19 protein-coding genes are annotated in these 21,193 nt (G+C 59.9%); 5 read left to right on the top strand and 14 right to left on the bottom strand.

Annotated elements, in window-relative coordinates; translation table 11 throughout:
- Positions 1 to 2: 2 nt before the first annotated feature.
- From MHK00_RS03325 to MHK00_RS03315, 3 genes are all read right to left on the bottom strand, one after another.
- Positions 3 to 1,940 carry an ABC transporter ATP-binding protein gene (locus tag MHK00_RS03325; protein ID WP_285439600.1) on the bottom strand — a complete coding sequence of 646 codons (1,938 nt, stop codon included), beginning with the start codon at positions 1,938 to 1,940 and terminating at the stop codon, positions 3 to 5.
- Entirely contained in the window at positions 1,940 to 3,682 is a 1,743-nt protein-coding gene (locus tag MHK00_RS03320) for an ABC transporter ATP-binding protein (RefSeq protein WP_250410441.1), read from the bottom strand. The genes MHK00_RS03325 and MHK00_RS03320 overlap by 1 nt, the downstream gene beginning before the upstream one ends.
- 85 nt (positions 3,683 to 3,767) lie before the next feature.
- Positions 3,768 to 4,187: a methylenetetrahydrofolate--tRNA-(uracil-5-)-methyltransferase gene (locus MHK00_RS03315; protein ID WP_250409138.1), complete on the bottom strand. Its 420-nt coding sequence runs from the start codon at positions 4,185 to 4,187 to the stop codon at positions 3,768 to 3,770.
- A gap of 172 nt (positions 4,188 to 4,359) precedes the next feature.
- On the opposite strand from MHK00_RS03315, the gene MHK00_RS03310 reads away from it, so the two are divergent.
- The 3 genes from MHK00_RS03310 to MHK00_RS03300 are packed head-to-tail and all read left to right on the top strand — an operon-like array spanning position 4,360 to position 7,327.
- Positions 4,360 to 5,145, top strand: a complete 786-nt coding sequence (locus MHK00_RS03310) for a phosphoadenylyl-sulfate reductase (protein ID WP_250410439.1) — start codon at positions 4,360 to 4,362, stop codon at positions 5,143 to 5,145.
- Positions 5,145 to 6,044, top strand: coding sequence for a sulfate adenylyltransferase subunit CysD (gene cysD, locus MHK00_RS03305; RefSeq protein WP_250410437.1), 900 nt, complete (start codon positions 5,145 to 5,147; stop codon positions 6,042 to 6,044). Before MHK00_RS03310 ends, cysD begins: the two co-directional genes overlap by 1 nt.
- On the top strand, positions 6,044 to 7,327 hold the full coding sequence (locus MHK00_RS03300) for a sulfate adenylyltransferase subunit 1 (RefSeq protein WP_250410435.1): 1,284 nt from the start codon (positions 6,044 to 6,046) through the stop codon (positions 7,325 to 7,327). Before cysD ends, MHK00_RS03300 begins: the two co-directional genes overlap by 1 nt.
- Here MHK00_RS03300 and MHK00_RS03295 read toward each other — a convergent pair.
- The 4 genes from MHK00_RS03295 to MHK00_RS03280 form a co-directional block, all read right to left on the bottom strand.
- A complete protein-coding gene (locus tag MHK00_RS03295) occupies positions 7,324 to 7,512 on the bottom strand; it encodes a hypothetical protein (protein WP_250410434.1) in 189 nt (62 codons plus the stop codon). The two genes, MHK00_RS03300 and MHK00_RS03295, sit on opposite strands and share 4 nt — an antisense overlap.
- A 199-nt stretch (positions 7,513 to 7,711) precedes the next feature.
- Entirely contained in the window at positions 7,712 to 8,413 is a 702-nt protein-coding gene (locus MHK00_RS03290) for an LppP/LprE family lipoprotein (protein WP_250410432.1), read from the bottom strand.
- A gap of 102 nt (positions 8,414 to 8,515) precedes the next feature.
- The gene (locus tag MHK00_RS03285) at positions 8,516 to 9,205 is read right to left on the bottom strand and encodes an LppP/LprE family lipoprotein (RefSeq protein WP_250410431.1); all 690 of its coding nucleotides are present in this window, start codon (positions 9,203 to 9,205) and stop codon (positions 8,516 to 8,518) included.
- Between the two features lie 125 nt (positions 9,206 to 9,330).
- The gene (locus tag MHK00_RS03280) at positions 9,331 to 10,317 is read right to left on the bottom strand and encodes a flagellar basal body-associated FliL family protein (protein WP_250410429.1); all 987 of its coding nucleotides are present in this window, start codon (positions 10,315 to 10,317) and stop codon (positions 9,331 to 9,333) included.
- A 372-nt stretch (positions 10,318 to 10,689) separates the two neighbouring features.
- Between MHK00_RS03280 and MHK00_RS03275 the strand changes: the two genes are divergently transcribed.
- Positions 10,690 to 11,673 (top strand): hypothetical protein, encoded by a 984-nt coding sequence (locus MHK00_RS03275; protein WP_005325497.1) that lies wholly within the window; start codon positions 10,690 to 10,692, stop codon positions 11,671 to 11,673.
- Between the two features lie 23 nt (positions 11,674 to 11,696).
- On the top strand, positions 11,697 to 12,287 hold the full coding sequence (locus MHK00_RS03270; protein ID WP_005329359.1) for a nucleosidase: 591 nt from the start codon (positions 11,697 to 11,699) through the stop codon (positions 12,285 to 12,287).
- On the opposite strand, the gene MHK00_RS03265 is transcribed toward MHK00_RS03270, so the two are convergent.
- The 7 genes from MHK00_RS03265 to MHK00_RS03235 form a co-directional block, all read right to left on the bottom strand.
- On the bottom strand, positions 12,284 to 12,817 hold the full coding sequence (locus MHK00_RS03265) for a hypothetical protein (protein ID WP_005325508.1): 534 nt from the start codon (positions 12,815 to 12,817) through the stop codon (positions 12,284 to 12,286). The two genes, MHK00_RS03270 and MHK00_RS03265, sit on opposite strands and share 4 nt — an antisense overlap.
- 204 nt (positions 12,818 to 13,021) lie before the next feature.
- Complete coding sequence (locus MHK00_RS03260) at positions 13,022 to 14,395, bottom strand: AI-2E family transporter (RefSeq protein ID WP_250410427.1); 1,374 nt, start codon at positions 14,393 to 14,395, stop codon at positions 13,022 to 13,024.
- A 131-nt stretch (positions 14,396 to 14,526) separates the two neighbouring features.
- Positions 14,527 to 17,970 carry a bifunctional proline dehydrogenase/L-glutamate gamma-semialdehyde dehydrogenase gene (locus MHK00_RS03255; RefSeq protein WP_250410424.1) on the bottom strand — a complete coding sequence of 1,148 codons (3,444 nt, stop codon included), beginning with the start codon at positions 17,968 to 17,970 and terminating at the stop codon, positions 14,527 to 14,529.
- A 600-nt stretch (positions 17,971 to 18,570) separates the two neighbouring features.
- Positions 18,571 to 19,230 (bottom strand): response regulator transcription factor, encoded by a 660-nt coding sequence (locus tag MHK00_RS03250; protein ID WP_250410422.1) that lies wholly within the window; start codon positions 19,228 to 19,230, stop codon positions 18,571 to 18,573.
- A gap of 11 nt (positions 19,231 to 19,241) precedes the next feature.
- Complete coding sequence (locus MHK00_RS03245) at positions 19,242 to 19,394, bottom strand: hypothetical protein (RefSeq protein WP_200435578.1); 153 nt, start codon at positions 19,392 to 19,394, stop codon at positions 19,242 to 19,244.
- Positions 19,395 to 19,484: 90 nt separating this feature from the next.
- Positions 19,485 to 20,675: a sensor histidine kinase gene (locus MHK00_RS03240; RefSeq protein WP_250410420.1), complete on the bottom strand. Its 1,191-nt coding sequence runs from the start codon at positions 20,673 to 20,675 to the stop codon at positions 19,485 to 19,487.
- A 183-nt stretch (positions 20,676 to 20,858) separates the two neighbouring features.
- The gene (locus tag MHK00_RS03235) at positions 20,859 to 21,035 is read right to left on the bottom strand and encodes a hypothetical protein (protein ID WP_179387052.1); all 177 of its coding nucleotides are present in this window, start codon (positions 21,033 to 21,035) and stop codon (positions 20,859 to 20,861) included.
- Positions 21,036 to 21,193 lie beyond the last annotated feature (158 nt).

Genomic DNA, 21,193 nt, shown 5'->3' with positions numbered 1-21,193 from the left:
GTCTACCCTTGAGCGAACTGGGACTGGTGTAGACGCCAGTATGCGCCTTGTGCCGCAAGGAGATCGTCGTGCGAGCCCTGTTCCACGATGGTGCCGTCTTCCATGACGAGGATGAGGTCAGCATCGCGAATGGTGGACAAGCGGTGGGCAATGACGAAGGAGGTGCGGTCTGCACGTAGCGCGTTCATCGCCTCCTGGACGAGGACCTCGGTACGGGTATCGACCGAAGAGGTGGCCTCATCGAGGATGAGCAGCGCGGGCTGGGCCAAGAACGCGCGGGCGATGGTGATGAGCTGGCGCTCGCCGGCGGAGATTGCGCCGCCGTCTTGGTCGATGATGGTGTCGTAGCCGTCGGGCAGGGCGTGAACGAAGCGGTCCACATAGGTTGCCTTTGCCGCCGCGATGACCTCTTCGTCCGTCGCATCCAAGCGGCCGTAGCGGATATTCTCCATGATCGAGCCCTTAAAGAGTACGGCGTCCTGGAGCACCATGCCCACCTGGGAACGCAGGGTATGGCGCGGCATACGGGCGATATCGTGCCCATCAATGAGGATCTGACCGTCATCTAGCTCATAGAAGCGCATGAGCAGGTTGACCAGGGTGGTTTTGCCGGCACCGGTGGGGCCGACAATGGCCGCGGTCTGGCCAGGCTCCACGCGCAGGTTGAGGCCGGTGATGAGCTCCTTATCCTTTGCGTAAGAGAAGTCAACGTCCTGGAACTCCACGAGCCCTTGGGCGCGGCCGGGAAGGTCCTCGTCGGTGGTGTCGGGGGCTTGCTCTTCGGCGTCGAGAAGCTCAAAGACGCGCTCGGCCGAGGCCACGCCGGATTGCACCTGCTGCATCATGCCGCCGAGCTGGCCGAGCGGCTGGTTGAACTCGCGGGAGTACTGGATAAACGCGGTGGCAGCGCCCAGAGTCATGTGTCCATTGGCCACGCGCAGGCCGCCCAGGACCGCAATGGCCACGTAGGACAGGTAGGACAGGAACTGCATGATGGGCATCATGATGCCCGAGAGGAATTGTGCCTTAGCTGCGGAGTGGTAGAGCTCCTCGTTGCGCTTGTCGAATTCCTCCGTCATGGCCTCCGTGCGGCCAAAGACGATGGCGAGGTCGTGGCCGGAGAAGGATTCTTCTACCTGGCCGTTGAGTTGACCGGTGGAGCGCCACTGGGTTTTGAACTGGCGCTGCGAGCGGCTACCGATGACACCAATGACTAAGCCGGTAAGCGGCAGGGACAGGAGGGCCACCAGAGCGAGTTGCCAGGAGACGCTGAACATCATGATGGTGATGCCAATGACCAGCAGCGCGTCATAAAACAGCTGCGATAGCGCCTGCTGCAGGGCCTGCTGCACGTTGTCGATGTCATTGGTGGTACGCGAAAGGATATCGCCGCGCTGCTGGGAATCAAAGTAGTTGAGAGGTAGCGCATTAATCTTCGCCTCCACGCGCTCGCGCAGGTCAAACACGGTATCCATGCTTACCTGGTTGAGGATGGCTCCCTGCCACCACTGGAAGCCAGAGGAGACGATGTACATCGCGATCACGGTGATGATGAGCGTGCCCAGGTGGTTAAAATCGATGCCTTCACCGGGGACGAAGTCCATCGCGGAAGCCATATCCGCAAAGCGGTCCTGGCCCTCAGCGTGCATGCCCGCAATGGCTTGCTCGGCGGAGATATTAGAGGGCAGGTTGCGCGAAATGACGCCGGCAAAGATGACGTCCATGGCCTTGCCCATGATCTTCGGGGCTACCACGGCCAAGAAGATACAGACTATGTTCATTGCCGCGACGGCCCACAGACTGCGCTTGAAGGGAGCAAGCAGGGAGAAAAGGCGTTTGGTGGAGGGCCAGAAATTCTTGGCCTGGCGGGGTGCGGAGCCGCCCATCGGATCAAAACCGGCATCCGTGGACTCGGCGGTAGAAGTGGTGTTCTCAGCCATTAGTTTTCGCCTCCTGCAACACCGGCGGTTTCTTGGGAATCAACGATTTCTTGGTAGACCGCGCAGCGGCCAAGGAGCTCCTCGTGCGTGCCACGGTCAACGATGCGGCCGGCGTCCAGCACCAGGATTTGGTCGGCATCTCGAATGGATGCCACGCGCTGGGCGACGATAATGCTGGTCACCGGCTGCTCGCGCTCGGCAAAGGAGGCGCGCATTGCGGCGCGCACCTTGGCATCGGTGGCCACGTCCAGCGCGGAGAAGGAATCATCGAAGAGATAGACCAGCGGGCGGGCAACAAGCATGCGCGCAATGGACAGGCGCTGGCGCTGGCCACCGGAGACGTTGGTGCCGCCCTGTGCGATGGGCATGTCCAAGTCTTCTACGAAGTCCGCCTGAGCCACGCGCAGCGCCTCCCAGAGCTCGTCATCGGTGGCTTCGGGGCGGCCCAAGCGCAGGTTGGAGGCCACAGTGCCGCTAAATAGGTAAGCCTTCTGCGGGACGAGGGAGACGCGCTGGACGATGTCCTGGCGGGCCAGGGAGGTGGTAGGGGTGGCGTCGATAAGCACCTGGCCCTCCGTCGGCACGTACAGGCGTGGGATGAGGGAAACCAGGGTGGTCTTGCCCGAGCCCGTGGAGCCGATGATGGCGGTGGTGGTGCCGGGCTTAGCGGTAAAGGAAATGTCTTCTAGCACCGGCGCATCCGCACCGGCATAAGAAAAGCCCACGTTGCGAAATTCCACCGTGCCCGCGCAGGCCTCCGGAGAGGTGGTGGAGCTGGGTGGGGTAATGGAGGGCTCGTGCTGGAGCACCTCGGTGATGCGGCGGGCACAGATGATGGCGCGCGGCAGCATCATCGCCATGAAGGTACCCATCATGACCGCCGCCAGAATCTGCAGCAGGTACTGCAGGAATGCGGTGAGCGAGCCGACGTTGACCAAGCCCTCATCTACGCGGTGGCCGCCGAACCACAGGACCGCGCCGGTGGCCACGTTGAGGATCACCGTAATGAGCGGGAACATCACCACGAATAGCCGGCCGATGTTCAAGGACAGGCGGGTGATGTTTTTATTTTCCTCGGTAAAGCGCTCGGACTCATAGGCCTCGCGCACGAAGGCACGCACCACGCGGATGCCGGTGATCTGCTCGCGCAGGGTGCCATTGATGGAATCCAGCTTGTCCTGCATGGAGCGGAAGAGCGGCATGAGGCGGGAAATGATAACGGAGATGGTGCCGAGCAGTACCGCTACGGACACCCACACCAGCCAGGACAAGCCTGCGTCTTCGCGCACGGCCATAATGATGCCGCCGATGGACATGATGGGTGCGGTCACCATGAAGTTCAGCATCATCATGTAGACCATCTGCACCTGCTGGACATCATTGGTGCCGCGGGTAATGAGCGTAGGCGTGCCAAAGCGGCTCATGTCCTCAGTGGAGAGGGAATTAACGTGGCGGAAGACCTCGCCGCGTAGATCTCGGCCGACACCCATGGCGGTGCGGCTGCCGCACCACACCGCGCCAATGGCGGTGATGACTTGGGCAAACGCGACGGCCAGCATGATGCCGCCGGTGCGCCAGATGAAGTCCACATCGCCCTGAGATACACCTTCATCGATGATCTTGGCGTTAAGCGATGGAAGGTACAGCGTGGCGGCCGTAGATAAGGCCTGCAGGACAAGTACCGCGATGAAATACGGCGTATATGGCGCCGACCGTGTAACGAGAATGCGAACCAGGTCCATGGACTCGCGCCCCTTTCCTTGCCGTGGCTGGGTAGCCGTGCAAGTTTATACCGGTGGTGGGTGGGGCGCTAGTTGATAACTGCTGCTAAATCCCCACGTGAGCCAGCTGTGCGCGGGTGATGACGCTGCGCCAGTCTTCAAAATCCTGCAGTGGGGCGCATAGGCCCTCCCACGTGGTGACGGCCACGCCGCGAGCCTTGAGTTCCAAGACGAGTAGCTCGCGGTCGCCAGAGGCGGCCAGGCGGTGGATTTCATTATGCGTGATATCGCCGTCTGGTCCTACCCGCACGTTGCCGATAAGGCGCAAGCGGGGAGTGGTGCCGGGGTCGCAGTGGGAGCCCGTGACGGCGTCGCCCAGCACGCCTGCCAAGCCCGCAAAGCGGCGAAGTAGACCGAATGGTGCGGTGCATTGGGCAATGAGGTCCACACACATGCCAGCGCTGATAAGCTTCTCGGCGGTGGATAGGGCTGCCGGGCCCTCCCCGATGATGGCTATACGCTGCATGAAAGTGCCTCCTTGAGCGGGGCGCGGACGCCCGAAATAGACTGTCTTGTCTGTAAATCTAGTCCGCTTGGTACGGATTGGAAACTTTTTATTCGCACCTCCCGCCAAGCTCAGCGGCTTTTCGCCCAAAATCCGCTGCGCCGCCTCGGGGTTTTGCCTAATGTGTGACGGCATGAACCCAACGACGAACCTGCTGGACGGTGGCAAGAACTACCGCGACCCCAGCATCTCCCCGGAAGGCACGCGCGATACCGCGCCGCTGGACGCCGAGGTAGCCGCGCGCAACCAGCAATTGGTGGACCAGTGGGCTGATAAGCTTTATGACGCCTCAGCGGAAACCATTACCGAATGGGCTGCCGAGCACGCACCCGGCCGCTTGGCCGTGACCATGTCCATGGAGAACACGGTCTTGGCCGAGCTCGCCCACCGCGCCGGGCTCGATGCAGACCTGCTTTTCATCGATACTGGCTGGCACTTCCAGGAAACACTGCAGGTAGCCGATGAGGTAGAAAAGCGCTACCCGGACCTGCCCCTAGTGCGCGTGCTCCCGTTGCTCAGCCCAGAAGAACAAGACGAGGTATACGGCCCGCGCCTCTACGCCCGCGATACCGCGGCGTATAACCGAATGCGCAAGGTCGAGCCGCTAAATATGGCGATGGACCCATATGCTGGCTGGGTCACCGGCCTGCGCCGCGCCGATTCCGAACACCGCGCCACCGCCCCGGCGCTGAGCCTCGACCGCACCGGACGGTTGAAGATCTCGCCCATCATTATCTGGGATTTGGACGATACGGACCGCTATATCGAGGACAACGACCTCATCATCCACCCACTCACCCTGCAGGGATACCGCTCCATCGGCTGCGCCCCGCTGACCTTCCCGGTTGGTGAAGGCGACGATGCCCGATCCGGGCGCGTATTTGCAGACGGCAAGACAGAATGCGGGTTACACGAATAATGAGCACACTTTCTCCACACTTAAAGGACCTAGAAAACGAGTCCATCCACATCCTGCGCGAGGTGGCCGGGCAGTTCGACAAGGTAGGCATCCTCTTTTCCGGCGGCAAGGACTCCGTCGTTGTCTTCGAGCTAGCCCGCCGCGCCTTCGCCCCGGCCACGGTGCCGTTTGAGCTGCTCCACGTCGATACCGGCCACAACTTCCCTGAGGTCATCGATTTCCGCGACCGCCTCGTGGAAGAATCCGGCGCTCGCCTCCACGTCGCGCGCGTCCAGGATTGGATCGACCGCGGCGACCTGCAGGAGCGCCCCGATGGCACCCGCAACCCGCTGCAGTCCGTGCCGCTGGTGGAGACCATCGCCGAGCGCGAATATGACGCCGTGTGCGGTGGTGCCCGCCGCGATGAGGAGCGCGCCCGCGCCAAGGAACGCATCTTCTCCATCCGCGATTCCTTCGGCGGGTGGGATCCCCGCCGCCAGCGCCCCGAGCTGTGGGACCTCTACAACGGCGGCAAGATGGCCGGTGAAAACGTCCGCGTCTTCCCCATCTCCAACTGGACCGAGTCCGATATTTGGGAATACATCGGCGCCCGCGAACTGGAGCTGCCCTCCATTTACTACTCGCATGAGCGCGAGGTATTCAAGCGCAATGGCATGTGGCTAGCGCCTGGCGAATGGGGCGGCCCGGCCGAGGGCGAGGAGCTGGAAGCCCGCACCGTGCGCTACCGCACCGTGGGCGATATGTCCTGCACCGGCGCCGTGGAATCTACCGCATCGACCCCGGACGAGGTGCTCGCGGAGATCTCCATTTCCACCCTTTCCGAGCGCGGCGCCACCCGCGCCGATGACAAACTTTCCGAGTCCGCCATGGAGGACCGCAAGAAGGAAGGCTACTTCTGATGACCACGACCCTCGCGCCCAATGTTGGCGCCCTCAAGCAGCGCGATACCCTGCGCCTGTGCACTGCCGGCTCCGTTGATGACGGCAAGTCCACCTTCGTCGGCCGCCTGCTCTATGACACCAAGTCCGTGCTCGCGGACCAGGTCGAGTCCATGGAGCGCACCTCCACCGACCGCGGCTTCGACGGTATGGACCTTTCCTTGCTTGTCGACGGCCTGCGTGCCGAGCGCGAGCAGGGCATCACCATCGACGTGGCCTACCGCTACTTTGCCACGGATAAGCGCACCTTCATCCTCGCCGATACCCCCGGCCACGTGCAGTACACCCGCAATACGGTCACCGGCATGTCCACCTCCCAGGTGGTGGTGCTTCTTATCGACGCCCGCCATGGCGTTGTCGAACAAACCCGCCGCCACCTCAACGTGGCCGCCCTCCTCGGCGTGCGCCACGTGGTCCTCGCGGTGAACAAGATCGACCTGGTGGACTACGACGAGCAGGTCTTCCGCGATATCGAGTCCGAGTTCAACCAGATCGCCACCCGCCTGGGTATCACCGATACCACCGTGGTACCGATTTCCGCCCTCAAGGGCGATAACGTGGTCGAGCGCTCCACCACTATGCCGTGGTATACCGGCCCGACCGTCCTCGAGGTTCTCGAGACCGTCCCCGTGGCCACCGGCCGCGCCGATGAGCTGGACTTCCGATTCCCCATCCAGTACGTCATCCGCGAGCACGCCTCCGATTACCGCGGCTACGCCGGCCGCGTAAAGGCGGGCTCCATCTCCGTGGGCGACGAGGTCCGCCTCCCTGAAGGCCGCACCAGCACCATCACCCAGATCGATACCGCTGACGGTCCGGCCGACTCCGCCGCTACTGGCGACTCCGTGACGCTCCTGCTTGCCGACGACGTCGATCTCGCCCGCGGCGATCTCCTCGCCGGCCCCCAGCGCCCCGCGTCCACCCGCGAATTCGACGCCACCGTTGTGGGCCTGACCGAAAAGGACATCAAGCCCGGCCAGATGCTCAAGCTGCGCTACGGCTCCTCCCTAGTCAAGGCCCGCGTTGCCGCCGTCACCCGCACCCTGGATCTTGATGGCGTTTCCGATGTCGAGGACCCCGAGTCCGTCGCCATGAACGACATCGCCCACATCAGCATCCAGACCCAGGCCGAGCTCCCCGTCGAGGACTATGCCGCCCGCGGTGCTGTGGGCAATTTCCTGCTCATCGATCAATCCTCCGGCAACACCCTTGCCGCCGGCTTCGTAGGCCACCGCCTGCGCTAGTCACCCTTTGTGCCGCTGCTGCTTCTCTCACCGAGCATCATTATGATGCCCGTGATGCCGAGCAGCAGCGGCGTGGAGATACCGAACACCGTAGGCCCTACTACGGTCAAGTTCACGATCAGCAGGACAACCGCCGCCACCAGCGCGAAAGCCCCGAACTTCTGCTGAAACGTCTTCTCGCTCATTCCTATCTCTCCTTCGGCTACGTTACGGCCACGATAACCGCTCCTGCTTCCCGCGAAAAGCCTAGAACGCGGCCATTTCTTGGCTTCCCGCACCCCCTTGATGCCCCACAGTCGCTTGGCGTCACGCAGCGCACAAAACAAGCACGTTTCGCCGCCTAGCTGGTGAAATTTTAGCGAAACGTGCTTGTTTTACATCGAGCTATTGCATAGGCGGTACGTCGCCGGACATGACTACCTTTTGCGCACCTTCATCCCAGCGGAAGCCGGCTTGTGTTGTCCCCGATGCCTCAGCGTTGCCCTCACCTTCCTTTGGCCAGCGGTAGGTGACTGCAATCTCGGAATCATCCACTCGGCTGACCTTTGGCGAAAACCCGTATGCCTTTGCAGTGGCCGTTCCTAGGTATTCGCCATTGTGGAAAAGCAGGATGTGATATGGCGAGGAAGCAGTCGCTCCTTCAAGCGTGACGGTTATCCACGAAAGATCTGCGCACGGGTCAAAATTGGAGTCAAAAGGCCTCCACGGCCTATTAAGTCCTGGATATGGTTCGACCTGAGCGATTGCCTTTTCATAGGCACTCTCGTCATTGTCGGAGCTGCACTCAGAAGAGCCACCATTGTCTTGACCCCGGCTAGGTGCACTCTCGTCCTGCTTCTTCTCTGGAGGAGTTTCGACTACGGTAGTGGTCTTTTGTGCGGGCTTTTCTTCAGTATTTCCGTCGGCGGAAGAGGGAGCTTGATTCGCTTCTGGAGCGCTTTCCTTTGCAGCAGAGAAAGAAGGCGAATCTTCTGGATCCGCAGAATCACTTCCACAGGCTGTTAAGGAAAGGCAGAGAACACCGGCGCTAGCCACTGCTGCTGCGGAACGCAGTTGAAGCAAGAAATGGTCGAGGCTGTTGAGCATGGTCGAGTTTCCTTTCGCGGGACTATTAGCAGGAAGCCGAGTCAAACCCGAGAATAGCAACAGGGCTGGCCAAGACAAGCCGAAATGACGATCCTAGACTCTTTATCCCGTTGGCGGTACGTCGCCGGACATGATGACCTTTTGCTGTCCTTCATCCCACCGGAAGCCTGCATCGGTCGTGCCTGAGCGGTTGGCATTGCCTTCACCCTCGCGCGGCCAGTGGTAGGTTACCGCGATCTCGGAATCACTCACGCGCTCAATAGTGGGGGCGAATCCATAGGGCTTTGCCGTTGCGGTGCCTAAGTATTCGCCGTGATTAAACAGCATGATGTGGAAAGGCGAAGAACTAGTTCCTCCCTCAATCATTAGGGTTTCCCACGATAGGGACGCGCAGGGGTCATAGCCGGAGGAGTCAAAGAGCTCCCATCCAATGGTGCCCCACGGAGCGACTTGGGATACTCCCTCAGTGAATGCTGTTTGGGCATCAGCTGCGCCACACGACGAAGTGGTGTCGGCTTCTGGACTCGGCTGCTCGTCATCCATCACGACGTTCGGTGGCACCGGCCGAGTAGGTTCTTCTTCCGTCGCAGCAGAGTCAGTGGGCGATTCTTCCGGCTTGGCATCGCTGTTTACTTCTGTAGTGGACAGTGTCGTCGACTCAACTGAAAACTCCTGTGCGGTTGTATCCGATGTTTCGTCATCGCAGGAAGCCAGGGAGAAACTAATGAGGGCGGCGCTCGCCGCAATGCTTATACGGCTAATTCGGCCTAGGTGGGCAGATGATTTAGGCATAAAATACTGCTTTCACATTGAGGCGGTAGATGAAAGGTCAAAGGGGCGCACGCTGCGTTGTAGCGGGGGGTAGGGAGTCAACGCAGCAGAAGGGGAGTGACAGGGAATTGAACGCGGAATCTGGGTTAGCAGGGGTCAGAGAAATCCGCGTCGTTATTGAGGGAACGGGCATTGCCGCCGTACTTAGCCTTGAGCTCGCAGACCTTGTCCACGCTGTGGCCGGCTTCGTAGATGATGGCATAGACAGAGCCGCTTTCAGTGCGGCTGCGCAGGGAACTACATGTGCCGCCCTTGATGATCTTGGAGCCTGGGTACTTCTTGTGTACTCGGTAGGGTTCAGAAATCGGATCAGTTGCCGGCGGGATGATGACCGATTCCGCGATGAGTACATAGCTGCCGTCGCATTCGCCGTACCAATAATCTTCGGGCGGAAATTCCTCTTCAGCGGTAATGGGCTTGTCGCGGACCTTGGGGGTTGGAGTTGCCTGAGAGTCGCAGAGTTGCAGCTGGTTGGTCAGCTCCCTCGGGGCGCCTGCCTTGTCCAACTTGCCCTTGTCGTAGCACTGATTGACGGAGTCTCCAGTCGTATCGTCATACCGGTACACCTTCCACTCATTATCGGTCCAATAGAAAAGTCGGTAATTCGAGGAATTCTTTTGCGCGAGGTACTGCCAGGTGCCGTCGCAAAACAGCTGAAGCGTGCCACCAGGCGCGTCCATTTTGTTATTGGCTAGAGTTCCGCACTTCTCCTCTGTAGAGGGGCCAGTGCTAGCGCCCTTAGCTTGTGTAGTCTTAGCTTTCTTCTCAGGCGTGGATTCTTTCTCAGAAGTTGCCTCTTCGGTGGTTTCCTCGCTGCTGTTTTCTTGAGAATGAAAATTCGGTTCAGCGCTGCTCGAACCATCAGAATCCTTGTTTCCCGTTAGCGCCCAGGCGCCACCGCCAATAAGCGCAATGATGGCGAGAGCGGCAACGACAATAATGGCGGTGCGCGTGCCTTTGCCTGAAGATTCAGTGCTTGTTCCTGTGCCGGGGTCCTGCATAGGGGAGGCAGGCCCGTTCGAATCTGAAAGTGGGGTTGAGTCTGGTGGACCCCAAGAATTCTTGTCGTTCAAAGGTAAGGCTCCTTTGTGCGCTGTCCAGAAAGAGAAATGCGAAAGAAAGAGAATGATTAAGAATCATTCCGCGTCATACTATAGGCATAAGAGTTGCAAAGATTCTCTCGAATGGGACTATGAAAGGGGTATTTGCAACGTGCCACTTTTCTATTATGTAACTCGTAGGGATTAAGTACGTCATAATTTGCTTGACCGAAAGACCAACAGCGACGAAGCTGAGAAGTCCCAAAACCTCCTAGAAAGGCTTCATCTGACGCCTACTTTCCGAGACAAGACCCCAATGAAGGACACCGGGTAAGACCAATGTCCGGCTTAATCCCAAGCATGACCAAGAATTAAATCCCCGATGAGGGGGAGAAAGGAGCCCTCGTGGGCCTGGACCGCAATCTCAACGCCGCGGAATTGCACGCGACCCGCAACCGGGTGAGCGTGTCCCCGGATCTCATCCGCCGCTTGGGCAGTGCCCTGGGGTATGACGCAATTGAGGCTTTTGGCTCAGAGGCGCATACAGAATTGAGCAAGGTCTTTGATTTGGGAGACATCATCGATTTGATGCTGCTTAGCCAGTTGCCGGAGATGGAAGTCGCGCCGGGAATGGAGCAGCAGGTAGAGGGGGACATCGCTAAGCAGCTGCTGCGGCGCATCAGCGCGGGTGATTATCTGACGCGCGAGCAGGTGCACGACCGCCTGCCGCGGGCGACGGTGATGCTGTACCGCATGGGACATCCGCGCCTATGGGCTTTTGCCGCCCGCCAGCGCCTGCCCCAGGACGCGGAAAGAGCCGTGCCGGATTCCTTCCACCGTGATATCACCGGCCCGTACACCACTCCGGAGGAAGCGTGGCTGGGCATGTACGTGGCCGATGCCACGCGGCTCGGGGAGCTAAAAACCCAGGTAGATGGTGCTGGGTTGGACGAAGACAGGCAGCAGCGCTTGCGTCTGGGTATGAGCTTGGCCGATACCTACCGCCAAGTCTGGAGCTCCGCGCGCGGCCATTGGCGCGTCAGCCCCCAGACGCGCTATATCGTGCCTTCGCGTTTTGGCTATTGCCCCTTTGTCTTCCGCGTGGCCGAGGGCGGGTGGCGCCGCGATTCCTTCGACGGGAGCCACGATCGCTTCATGGCCACGGAGGGCTATTGGATTGATGTGGAGCGCGAGCGGCTCATTCACCTCGGCGCGCCAGACCCGCATGATGCTTGGCTGCCTACGGCGCGGGTCGCGGCCGAAGCACCGACGGAGGAAGACCTGGCTGTCGCCCGGGTGCTCAGCGGGAAAATCATTGCCCTTGGTGCCGGCCAGAAAAACATTACGATTCGCCTGCGCCAGAAGAACCGCACATTGAACTTTGACTAGGGCGGGCAGGTATTCTCGCAGGCATGGAGAATCTCAACGGACGCACCCTTTTCGTCGCCGCTGTGGATGCGGAAGCCGCCCACATTCCGGAAGGCGAACCCCTGCTCATTACCGGAATCGGTACGGTTCCGGCGGCCATTGCGCTGACGGAAGCTCTTGCCGACGCCCGCGCTAACGGCGCCCTTCCCGATCGCGTGGTCAACATTGGCACGGCCGGCGCGCTTGTCGACGGCATGGCTGGCGTCTTCGAAGTAGACAAGGTCACCAAGCATGACTTCAAGCTAGAAGTGCTTACCGATATCAACCGCTACCTGCTGCCAGAGGCTATCGAGCTCGAGACCTCCGGCCGCCTGCCGGTGCGCGGACTGGCCACGGGCGACATGTTTGTCTCCGATACCGCCCTGCGCACCGAGCTGGCCAAGAAATCGCAGCTGTGCGACATGGAAGGCTATTCCATCGCCGCAGTATGCCAGCGCTTCGATGTGCCCTGCACCCTACTTAAGCAGGTGTCCGATTCCGCCAATGAGGAATCCAAGGGCACCTGGGCCAACGTCCTTGACCGCGGTGCGCGCCAGCTCGCCTCGGCCGCTACGGACCTAGGCTTTCTGCGCTAAAACTTGATACCGAACTGCGCAGCCATCTTGCGCAGCTGTGCTTCAGCCTGGCGGATCTGCGCTTCAAACTGCGCCTGCAGTTGAGCGATGGTCGGCAGGCCGAACTGCGAAGACAGCTGAGAGATCGGATCCTTGGCGCCAGCGCGCAGGCAGGCGTTCATATCATTGCGCTGAGTCTGCAGCTGACCGCGGAAAATCTTAATACGGTCGATGCGGCGCTGCTCGTCAGGGGTTACGCCATTGCGCTGGTAGGTAGCGATCTGCTTATTGGACCAACCGATGAGATCGTCGTGCTTGCTAATATTCCAGCGCATGTAATCATCACTGAGGAAATTCTTTTCCTGATCTGAGCCCCAGGGAGTGGCCTCACCGACTAGTTCCTCGGGAACTACTAATTCATCCTTCTCCGAAATCGCCCAGCAGCCGCCGTCCGCCCGCTCAAAAGTCGTGACCTTAGCCTCTGCGGCAGGAATAGCGATGGACGATGCTACGAGAGTGGCGGCGAGAGCGCCTACAAATTGCTTACGCATGAATACTCCTTGATATGAAATAGAAAGAGAAATGGGCGTCTTCTTGGGCCCGTTGACAATGCTAATTTCACGGGAGGCGGCCGCAACTGCAAGCGGAGGAAATGTCTTGTGCGCAGCCCAATTGCACTCTTTTAGGGGTAAGTGTGTCGGGGAAAATAAAAGCGCGCCGGGGAGGGCCGGCGCGCTGCTAGTGGTGGCTGAGTCTTAGCTCAGCGGGCTCATGGACTGGTAGAGCTGCTCTACCTTGTCGCGTGGAGTTTCGTCATGTTCGTAGGTGACGTCGCTGAAGTCTTCAGGATCATCCTTGGAGCCGGTGATGATGTCTATATCGGAGGCCTCGACTTCGCCGGAGCGCAGCGCGGCCATCTCGGCGTGGTAGCGCACAACAACAGCGATGGTTGCGGCCACGGGGACGGCGAGGAAGGCGCCGACGATGCCTGCCAGGGTAGAGCCGACGGTGACGGAGAGTAGGACAACGGCCGCGTGCAGGCCCATGGCCTTGGACTGCAGCATCGGCTGGAGGACATTGCCTTCCACCTGCTGGACGATGATGATAAGGGCAAGCGCCAGCAGCGCGTTGGTCAGGCCATTGGAGACCAGCGCGATGATGATGGCGAGGGCACCAGCGGTGACCGCACCGATGATCGGGATGAAGCTGGCGAAGAACGTCACCACGGCGATGACGAGCGCAAGCGGAACTTGCAGAACCCACAGGCCAAGGCCAATGAGGACTGCGTCCACCATGGCCACGGCGGCCTGCGCCTGGATGAAGCCGGACAAGGTCTTCCAGATGCGGGCACCGAGTTCAGTGACGTGCCAGCCGGTGGAATTGCCGGTGTACTTGCGCAGCCACGGCAGGAACTTGTCGCCGTCTTTAATGATGAAGAAGGTGACAAAGAGCATGATCAGCGCGGCCACCACGATGGAGCTGGCCATCGAGAAACCAGAGATAACGCCGGTGGCGATGGTGGAGGCTTGGCCCTTGGCAAACTTGACCACGTCCTGGAGCACGGACTGTAGCTGGTCACTTTGGATATCGATGGGGGACTTTTCCACCATCTCCGTGAGCTGGTTGATGCCGTCTTCGGCTTGATTAATGAGCGTTTGGCTTTGGCTGGTGACTACGGGGGCCATGGCGGCAAAGACGCCGCAGAAGACAATGATGAGGCCGAGCAAGGTGCTCACCGCCGCAAGCGAGCGCGGGAATCCCTTACTGCGCAGCCACGCGCTGATGGGGTAGAGCACGGTGGAGACGAGAATGGCGAGCAAGACCGGCAGCAGGCCTACCCAAATGAACTTGAGCAGGTAGCCGGCCAGCGCTAGGCCGGCGACGATGAGGATGAAGACTACCGAGACCTTGGCCATGGTGCGGAAGTCCTTGGCCAGGACGGCGGATTTATCGTCGCGCTCGGCAGGGTGCTCGCTGGCAGCCTCTGCACCAAGGTGCGCGTCATCATAAGCGACGAGGGTATGAGAATCTTCCTCGCCCGGCTTCTGGATCTGGGTTGCGTTGCCTTTTTCCTGCGCAGACGGGCGCTTGGCCTCGTCGCGGGAAGACGAATTATGTGACGTAGACATTGTCTACCACTATGCCACATAAAACTCGCAGCGCATATACGAAAAAGGAGGTAGCGGCCCACGGGCGGGGCGCTACCTCCCTTCAGTACCTTTAACGCGTCCTTTAACGCGTCCGCTGACGCGGCCGAGAATTACTCGTCACGCAGGTTACCTACGTTGCGGATAATGCCGAAGCGGTGCATGGTAACCGAAACTGCCTGCTCAAGCAGGTAAGGCATGAGCTCACGGCGGCCGTCGGCAAGCACGGGCTGGTCCAGCACCACGGAGTTGGAGCGCACCGCGGCCTCGTAGATGGAATCCGGCACGGTGCCCAGGGCGCGCACGCGGGAGGAGGCGTCATTGGCCACGTCGGTAGCAAAAGCCTCGTCGGTGATGGCCTTGACGTCGAAGCCCAAGTCCTGCAGCTGGGTGGCAACCTCCGGGGTGGCGGAGATTTCCGTGCCGGTGCCGGTAATTGCGGCGGCCAGCACCTGACGAGCAACCTCGCGCAGCTCGTAGCCTTCGCCCACGCGCACGCGCAGCTTGGTCAGAAGTGGGCGGTAGCGGAAGATATTGGCCTCAGAAACCAAACCGGTGCGGTCGTGGTTGCGGCCAAACTCTTCCTGCCACGCCACCTGGTCCAGCTCAGCGGCGCGCCATAGCCAGGTGATGTCCTCCTCGGTGAGCTTGCCAGAGAGGTTATCGCGCAGGCGGTGCAGCGCAGCGAGGCTTGCTGGGGCAATGTCCACGTTGCGCGGCTTGAGCTCGCCATCGGCCCACTCACCCATCTGTGCCACGTAGTTCGGGCCGCCAGCCTTGGCGCCCGGTCCCATGACGGACTTCTTCCACCCGCCGAAGGACTGGCGCTGAACAATCGCACCGGTGATGCCGCGGTTGACGTAGGCATTGCCCACCTCAACGTTGTCGATCCAGTACTCAATCTCGGCGTCGTCAAGCGAGTGAATGCCGCCGGTCAGGCCATAGCCGGTGTCATTTTGCCAGGCAATAGCCTCTTCCAAGGTATCGGCGTACATGATGCCCAGGACGGGGCCGAAGCACTCGTTCTTGTGGTACCAAGAGCCCGGCTGCACATTATCGCGGATGCCCGGGGACCACAGGGTGCCTTCCTGGTTGAGCTTTTCCGGCTTGAGCAGCCACTTCTCGCCCGGCTCGAGCTGGGTCAAACCGCGCAGGAGCTTCTCGCTCGGCGCTTCCGCCAGACCGTTCATGGTGGTAGTGATATCGAAGCCCGGGCCCGGCTTAAGGGTCTTGACCGCGTCCAGCAGCTGGGTGCGCAGGCGCTCGGACTTGCCGGCCGCGCCGACGAAGATAACCAGGGAGGCCGCCGAACACTTCTGGCCGGAGTGGCCAAAGGCGGAGTTGTAGAGGTCATCGATGGCCAAGTCAGGGTCCGCAGCTGGGGTGATGATGAGCGCGTTCTTGCCGGAAGTTTCTGCCATGATGTTCATCTTGGGCTTCCAGGAACGGAAAAGCGCACCAGTATCGGACGCGCCGGTGAGGATGACATTGTCCACGTCATCGTGGGAGAGCAGGGCCTTTCCGGCCTCGGCTTCATCAGTAAGCACCAGCTGCACCAAATCTGGATCCAAGCCCTGGGCCTCGAGGGCGGTGCGGAAGGCCTCCACCACGAGCTTGCCACAGTGAACTACCTGCGGGGCTGGCTTGACGATAACCGCCGAGCCCGCTGCCAAGGACGCCGCAATGCCGCCGGTAGGGATAGCAATGGGGAAGTTCCACGGCGGGGTCACCACGGTGACGGTGTGCGGGGTGAACTCGGAGTAGGACTCTTCCAGCAGGCGCGCGGACTGGCCGTAGTAGGTGCAGAAGTCAATCGCCTCAGAGACCTCAGGGTCGGTCTGGGTAACAGTCTTATTGGCCTCATACGCAGCCACGGAAATGAACTTGCCGCGCTGGGACGCAATCTGATCCGCCACGGCCTCCAGTGCGGCGGCGCGCTCGGCGGCAGGGCGCTTGCCCCACTCGGTGCCCAGTTCCTTGGCGCGGGCGATGTGGCCTTCGACCGCGGCAGGGTCGGTGACCTCCGCGATGCCGTGCTCGCCCGGATTGCGCTTGAGAGCTTCCTGCGCCCACTGGCGGTTCGGCGCGAGCGCCGGGTCAGTATCTGCCTCGTTGGTAAAGCGGCCGGTGCGCGGTGCCTGGCGGCCGTCCTCCTCAAGGCGGTTCTGGGTGCGACGGGCACCAGCGAAGGTTTCCCAGCGCTTGGCGACGGCCCGACGGAACGTCTCTTCCTGGTCCGCCAACGGCTCCTCGCCCGGGGCGAAGAGGGCGTAGAGGAAGTTCTGCGGCGCGGAGTTCTCCTCTAGGCGGCGCACCAGGTAGGACACGGCGACGTCGAAGTCATCTGCGTGGACAACCGGGGTATAGAGGATTTGGCGGCCGTCAAAGACCTTGCGTACCGCTGCCTGCTGGGCAGGGGACATACCCTGCAGCATCTCCGAGTCCAGCATGTGCAGCACGCCGCGCTTCTTGCCCAGCTCGTAGGCCATGGCCGCGGTGTATAGGTTGTGGGTGGCTACGCCGATGCGGACGCTATCGGCGTATTCCTCGCGCAGGATGAAATCCAATAGGCGGTAGTAGTTAGCGTCCACGTCGAGCTTGTTGGTGTAGGTAGCCAGCGGCCAATCGTGGACCTCGCCCTGCACGTTTTCCATGGACAGGTTTGCGCCCTTCACGATGCGTACCTTGACCTTGCCGCCGCCCTTAGCCACGCGCTCCTTGGCAAAATCGGCGACATCCTTGAGCGCATCAAAGGTATCCGGCAGGTAAGCCTGGAGCACGATGCCGGCGTCCAGGGTGAGGAATTCCGGCTCGCTGAGCAGCTCCTTGAACAGGCGGATGGTTAGGTGGAGGTCGTGGTACTCCTCCATGTCCATGTTGATAAAGACCTTGTCGGTACGGTCGGCCGCAGCCTGGTACAGCGGGCGCAAGCGCTCCTTGAGGCGCTCTACCGAGCCATCGATATCCCAGTGGTTGAGCTGGGCCACCATGGAAGAAGCCTTAACCGATACGTAGGTCACGCGGGGGTTTTTGATGAGCTTGAGGGTGCGCTCCGCGCGGGACTTCGCCTCTTCCTCACCGAGTACGGCCTCACCCAGCAGGTTGAGGTTAAGCTGCTCACCGGATTCGGCGGCCTTGTCCAGGATCTTGTTGAGGGCATCAGACTCGGCGTCTAGAACCAGGTGGCCAACCATCTTGCGCATGTATAGGCGGGCCACCGGCATGACCAGGTTCGGCAGGATGGGGCCGAAGAAACCACCGGCGCCTACCAACGCACCATTGATGCTGCCCAGGAACGACGGGTCATAGTGGGAAGAAATATCCTTCAGCGCGTGCGCGGCAACCTTGTCATCTTCTGGGCGCATGACGCGGTCGACGAAGTCCATGGTGAACTTCACGCCGTCCTCATCGCGCAGCAAGTCCGCGAGCTGTTCGGTGGCCTTATCTTCTTCGTCCGCAGTGGACTTCAACCAGTCGTGGGCGCGGCTGATAGCTGCGGGCAGGACTGCCTCCACATCATCAGAGATGGGCAAGCGGGTATTTGCAGGAGAAGTCATATGGGTTCTACCTCTATTTCAAACGGGTCACATCCCAGCAGCCACCCTTCACGCGGGAGTGAAGGTAGATGTATCTGCGCCGGTCTGGGACTGCCGGGCGATACGGCGTCTGGATGGTGAGCGGTGAGCTATGTGGTGCTGCAGAGTGCAAGCGGGGTGAGGAGCGAACACGCGGGTGCGCGCGACGCAATGTGAGGGTCGCAGGGATTCAAGATGAAGTGCGATGTTCAGCGGGCCATTATGCGGGCCGAATGTGGACGGGAGGCCTATCGCTGCTGCGACGAACGCGCGCCAAGTTGGTGTTCAACACTCACCTGCTTTCTATGACGTGGCTATGGGTGGGCAGAGGAAGAAACGCGAGCGGCTTAGCGCCCTGACGTGCGGCAACCCTGCAGGTTCAGGCTGCGATTGTTGCCTAGGAAATACTATGAACTTTGGTGTTGTCGTAATTATAGGGAAGCACCAAACGTGATGCTAGTCTCCTTTGCAAAACGGTATACGGGGGTAGAAAAACAAAAATAAACCCCAGCATGTGGGGTTTAGAGGGGGTATTGACGCATCCGGGGGTAGTCCACCCCCGGATTGTCCAACAATCGGGGTTTAAGAACCGTAGCCGGCCTTGAGCGCCTTCACTGCCAGCTCAAGCCGCGACTTGGCGTGGAATTCACTGAGTAGGGTGGATACATACTTCTTCACCGTGCCCGGTGCATAATGCGTACTCTTGGCAATCTCTTCGTTGGACTTGCCCTGGCAGACCAAATCCAAGACCTGCTCTAGCGCAGGAGAGATGTGGTGATTGTCCTTGATCTTTGCGTTTGCGGCTGCCGCATTGGCGCCTGCTCCCTCAGCGTTCCAATCGGGAAGCTGCTCAAACAAACGGGTAAGCGACTGCGGGGTGACAACCGTGCCGCCGCGTACGGCCTCGCGCACGGTATCCAAAATGTAGACCGGCTTGGAGCTTTTCAAAATATAGGCCGCCGCCTTATTGGACATGACCTCTTTGAGGGTCTCGTCATTGTCCATCGCGGTCATCGCAACAAAGACCGGCGGGTCTTCCAGCTTGTTGACCTCGCGCAAGAGGGTCGTGCCATCCATCTCGGGCATATGGATGTCCGCGACAATGACGTCGAAGTCCTGCTCTTGCAAAAGCTCGAGGGCGACCTTGCCATTTTCTGCGGTGGCGCGCACCTCCATGTCCTCAGCCGAGGCGAAATAGCGCCCCAAGGCCTCAAGGACAAGTGGGTCGTCATCGACGACCAAGAGGGATGTTTTTACTTCACGCACCATGGGGAGGGGCAACCGAAAGCGAGCTCGACTGCAGACTTGTATTCGGTGGTGGCTGGGAGATCGCCCGGGGTAAGGCCACCCAAGAGGGAGGAGGACAGCATGAGTGGAGTGAGAAGACTTGCGAGTGCGGCCTGCATTAAGGCGCTCCTTTTGTGAAAGTTTGAATAGGCAGAAACAAACGAAAGCTTAGTGTATGGATTAAGCCTTTGCTATACATCGTGGTGGAACTAACGCCGCTTATGGGCACTGGGCGGCAGAGATAAGATCAATTCCCATTTCCCCGATTCCAACTCTGTGTCTAATCGTGCGTCAATCGTGGCTGCAATCCGGTTCATGGAGGACATGCCTATACCCGAGGACATTTCAATGTTCTTGCTTGTTGGTTTAGCTACGGGGTTAGTGATGGTAATGACCGTCCAGCCCATATGGGGTTGAACAGAAATTACAATCTCTGCCCCTGGTGGGGAATACTTCACCGCGTTTAGGCAGGCTTCTGTGGTGATGGCTGCAATGGAATCGAGAATGGCTTGCGGGAATTCCGGTGCAAACTCTTCCCCTGTGACTTCAACAACGGGTGATCGATTGAGGCGGGAAAGGCGTTCTTCCTCCTCCGAAATGAGCTGGGCAAAGCTCGATGGCTTTGTGGTTGTGCCAAAACTCATGCCATCGTTAATCCCATCGATATTATTTCGCAGGACCTTAGTCAGTGCCCGTACTTCCGACATGGAAGAGCGCATGGAATCGCTGAGCTCATCGAGTTTCTTCGCTAGCTCTGGCTGCTTGGAATATTCGAGGCTCAGGGCCTCTAGCTGCATGGTATTTACCGTGAGGTTAGAAACAACCGAATTGTGCAAGGTTTCTGCGAGGTCGGATTGGCGGCGCTTCACGTCGTCGTTCCATTCCACCATTGCATTTTTGTAGCGTCGAGCGGAGTGTGCGAGAGTAGCGCCAATCACTGCGCCGACTCCGATAAACATGGCCCAAGTAAAGGCCGAGGCGGGGTTAAAAACTAAACTACCGGCCTCTGGATCGAATTGGCCTACGACCCACAGGATGAAACCAACACCGAGAGTTTGAGCATGTCTTTCGTGAAAAGCCACCACTGCCAGGAAGACAGGGGTAAGGAAGACGCAGGTTAGGTAAGGTGCTTCTGCCGTTATGGTTGCCCCGAGCCATACCAATACGAAAAGCGCCGCCATAGCGAGCGGCAGTCGAAAGGCGAAAACGGTGATTGTGCTCAGAGCAAGACCGACGACCGCGGCAATCAACTGATACTCAGTGGGCGTGAAGAATGCGCCAAGTAATGTCAGCGCCACGCAAATCACCGCAGTTAAAGCGGCTGTTCGCTGCAGGGTCATGGCCGCGCGGATGCGTTGGTGAAGGGGCGGCTGTGAAGGTTTCGACACGGTACGGTCCACGCTTCCTGGATGCTAAGGCTCAATGGGTTTTATCTCCCTAGTGTAGGTACAGCGAACGTGAAACAGCGATTGAAAACAGCGAAACCCCCGCACCTTCGTGCGCGGTTCCTTGTGGTGGGTTCCGAGCGGAGGAAGAAGGTGAGGGGGTTTAGCTGGTCTTCATGAAGGAGTACAGAAGGCTAATTACTTAGCTTCTGCGGCAGCCTCTGCGTCATCCTTGGAGGACAGGCCCTCGAATACGGAGGACAGGCCCTCGGAGTCGGTGTTGGACTCGGAGGAAGCCTCGATGAGGCCCTTGATGCCCTTGATGAGTGCCTCGAAGTCGATGGCGGAGCTGAGGTCTGCGAGGGTATCGAACATACACATTCCTTTCGGATCGGCGGAGTAAAACTACAATCTCTCTCTGGGGTAGCAGCTCTTAACTGCTGTGATTCCTAGTATGCGGTAGCAGGGGCGGGCTGCCAATCCTCTTTTGGATCCTTTCTGAGGTGACTTTTGGATCCTCTTAGGGTTATTTA

Source organism: Corynebacterium tuberculostearicum (assembly GCF_022347385.1).
Classification (GTDB): Bacteria; Actinomycetota; Actinomycetes; order Mycobacteriales; family Mycobacteriaceae; genus Corynebacterium; species Corynebacterium tuberculostearicum_M.
Note: the sequence above shows the minus strand (reverse complement) of the source record. Positions and strands in the feature narration are given on the sequence as shown.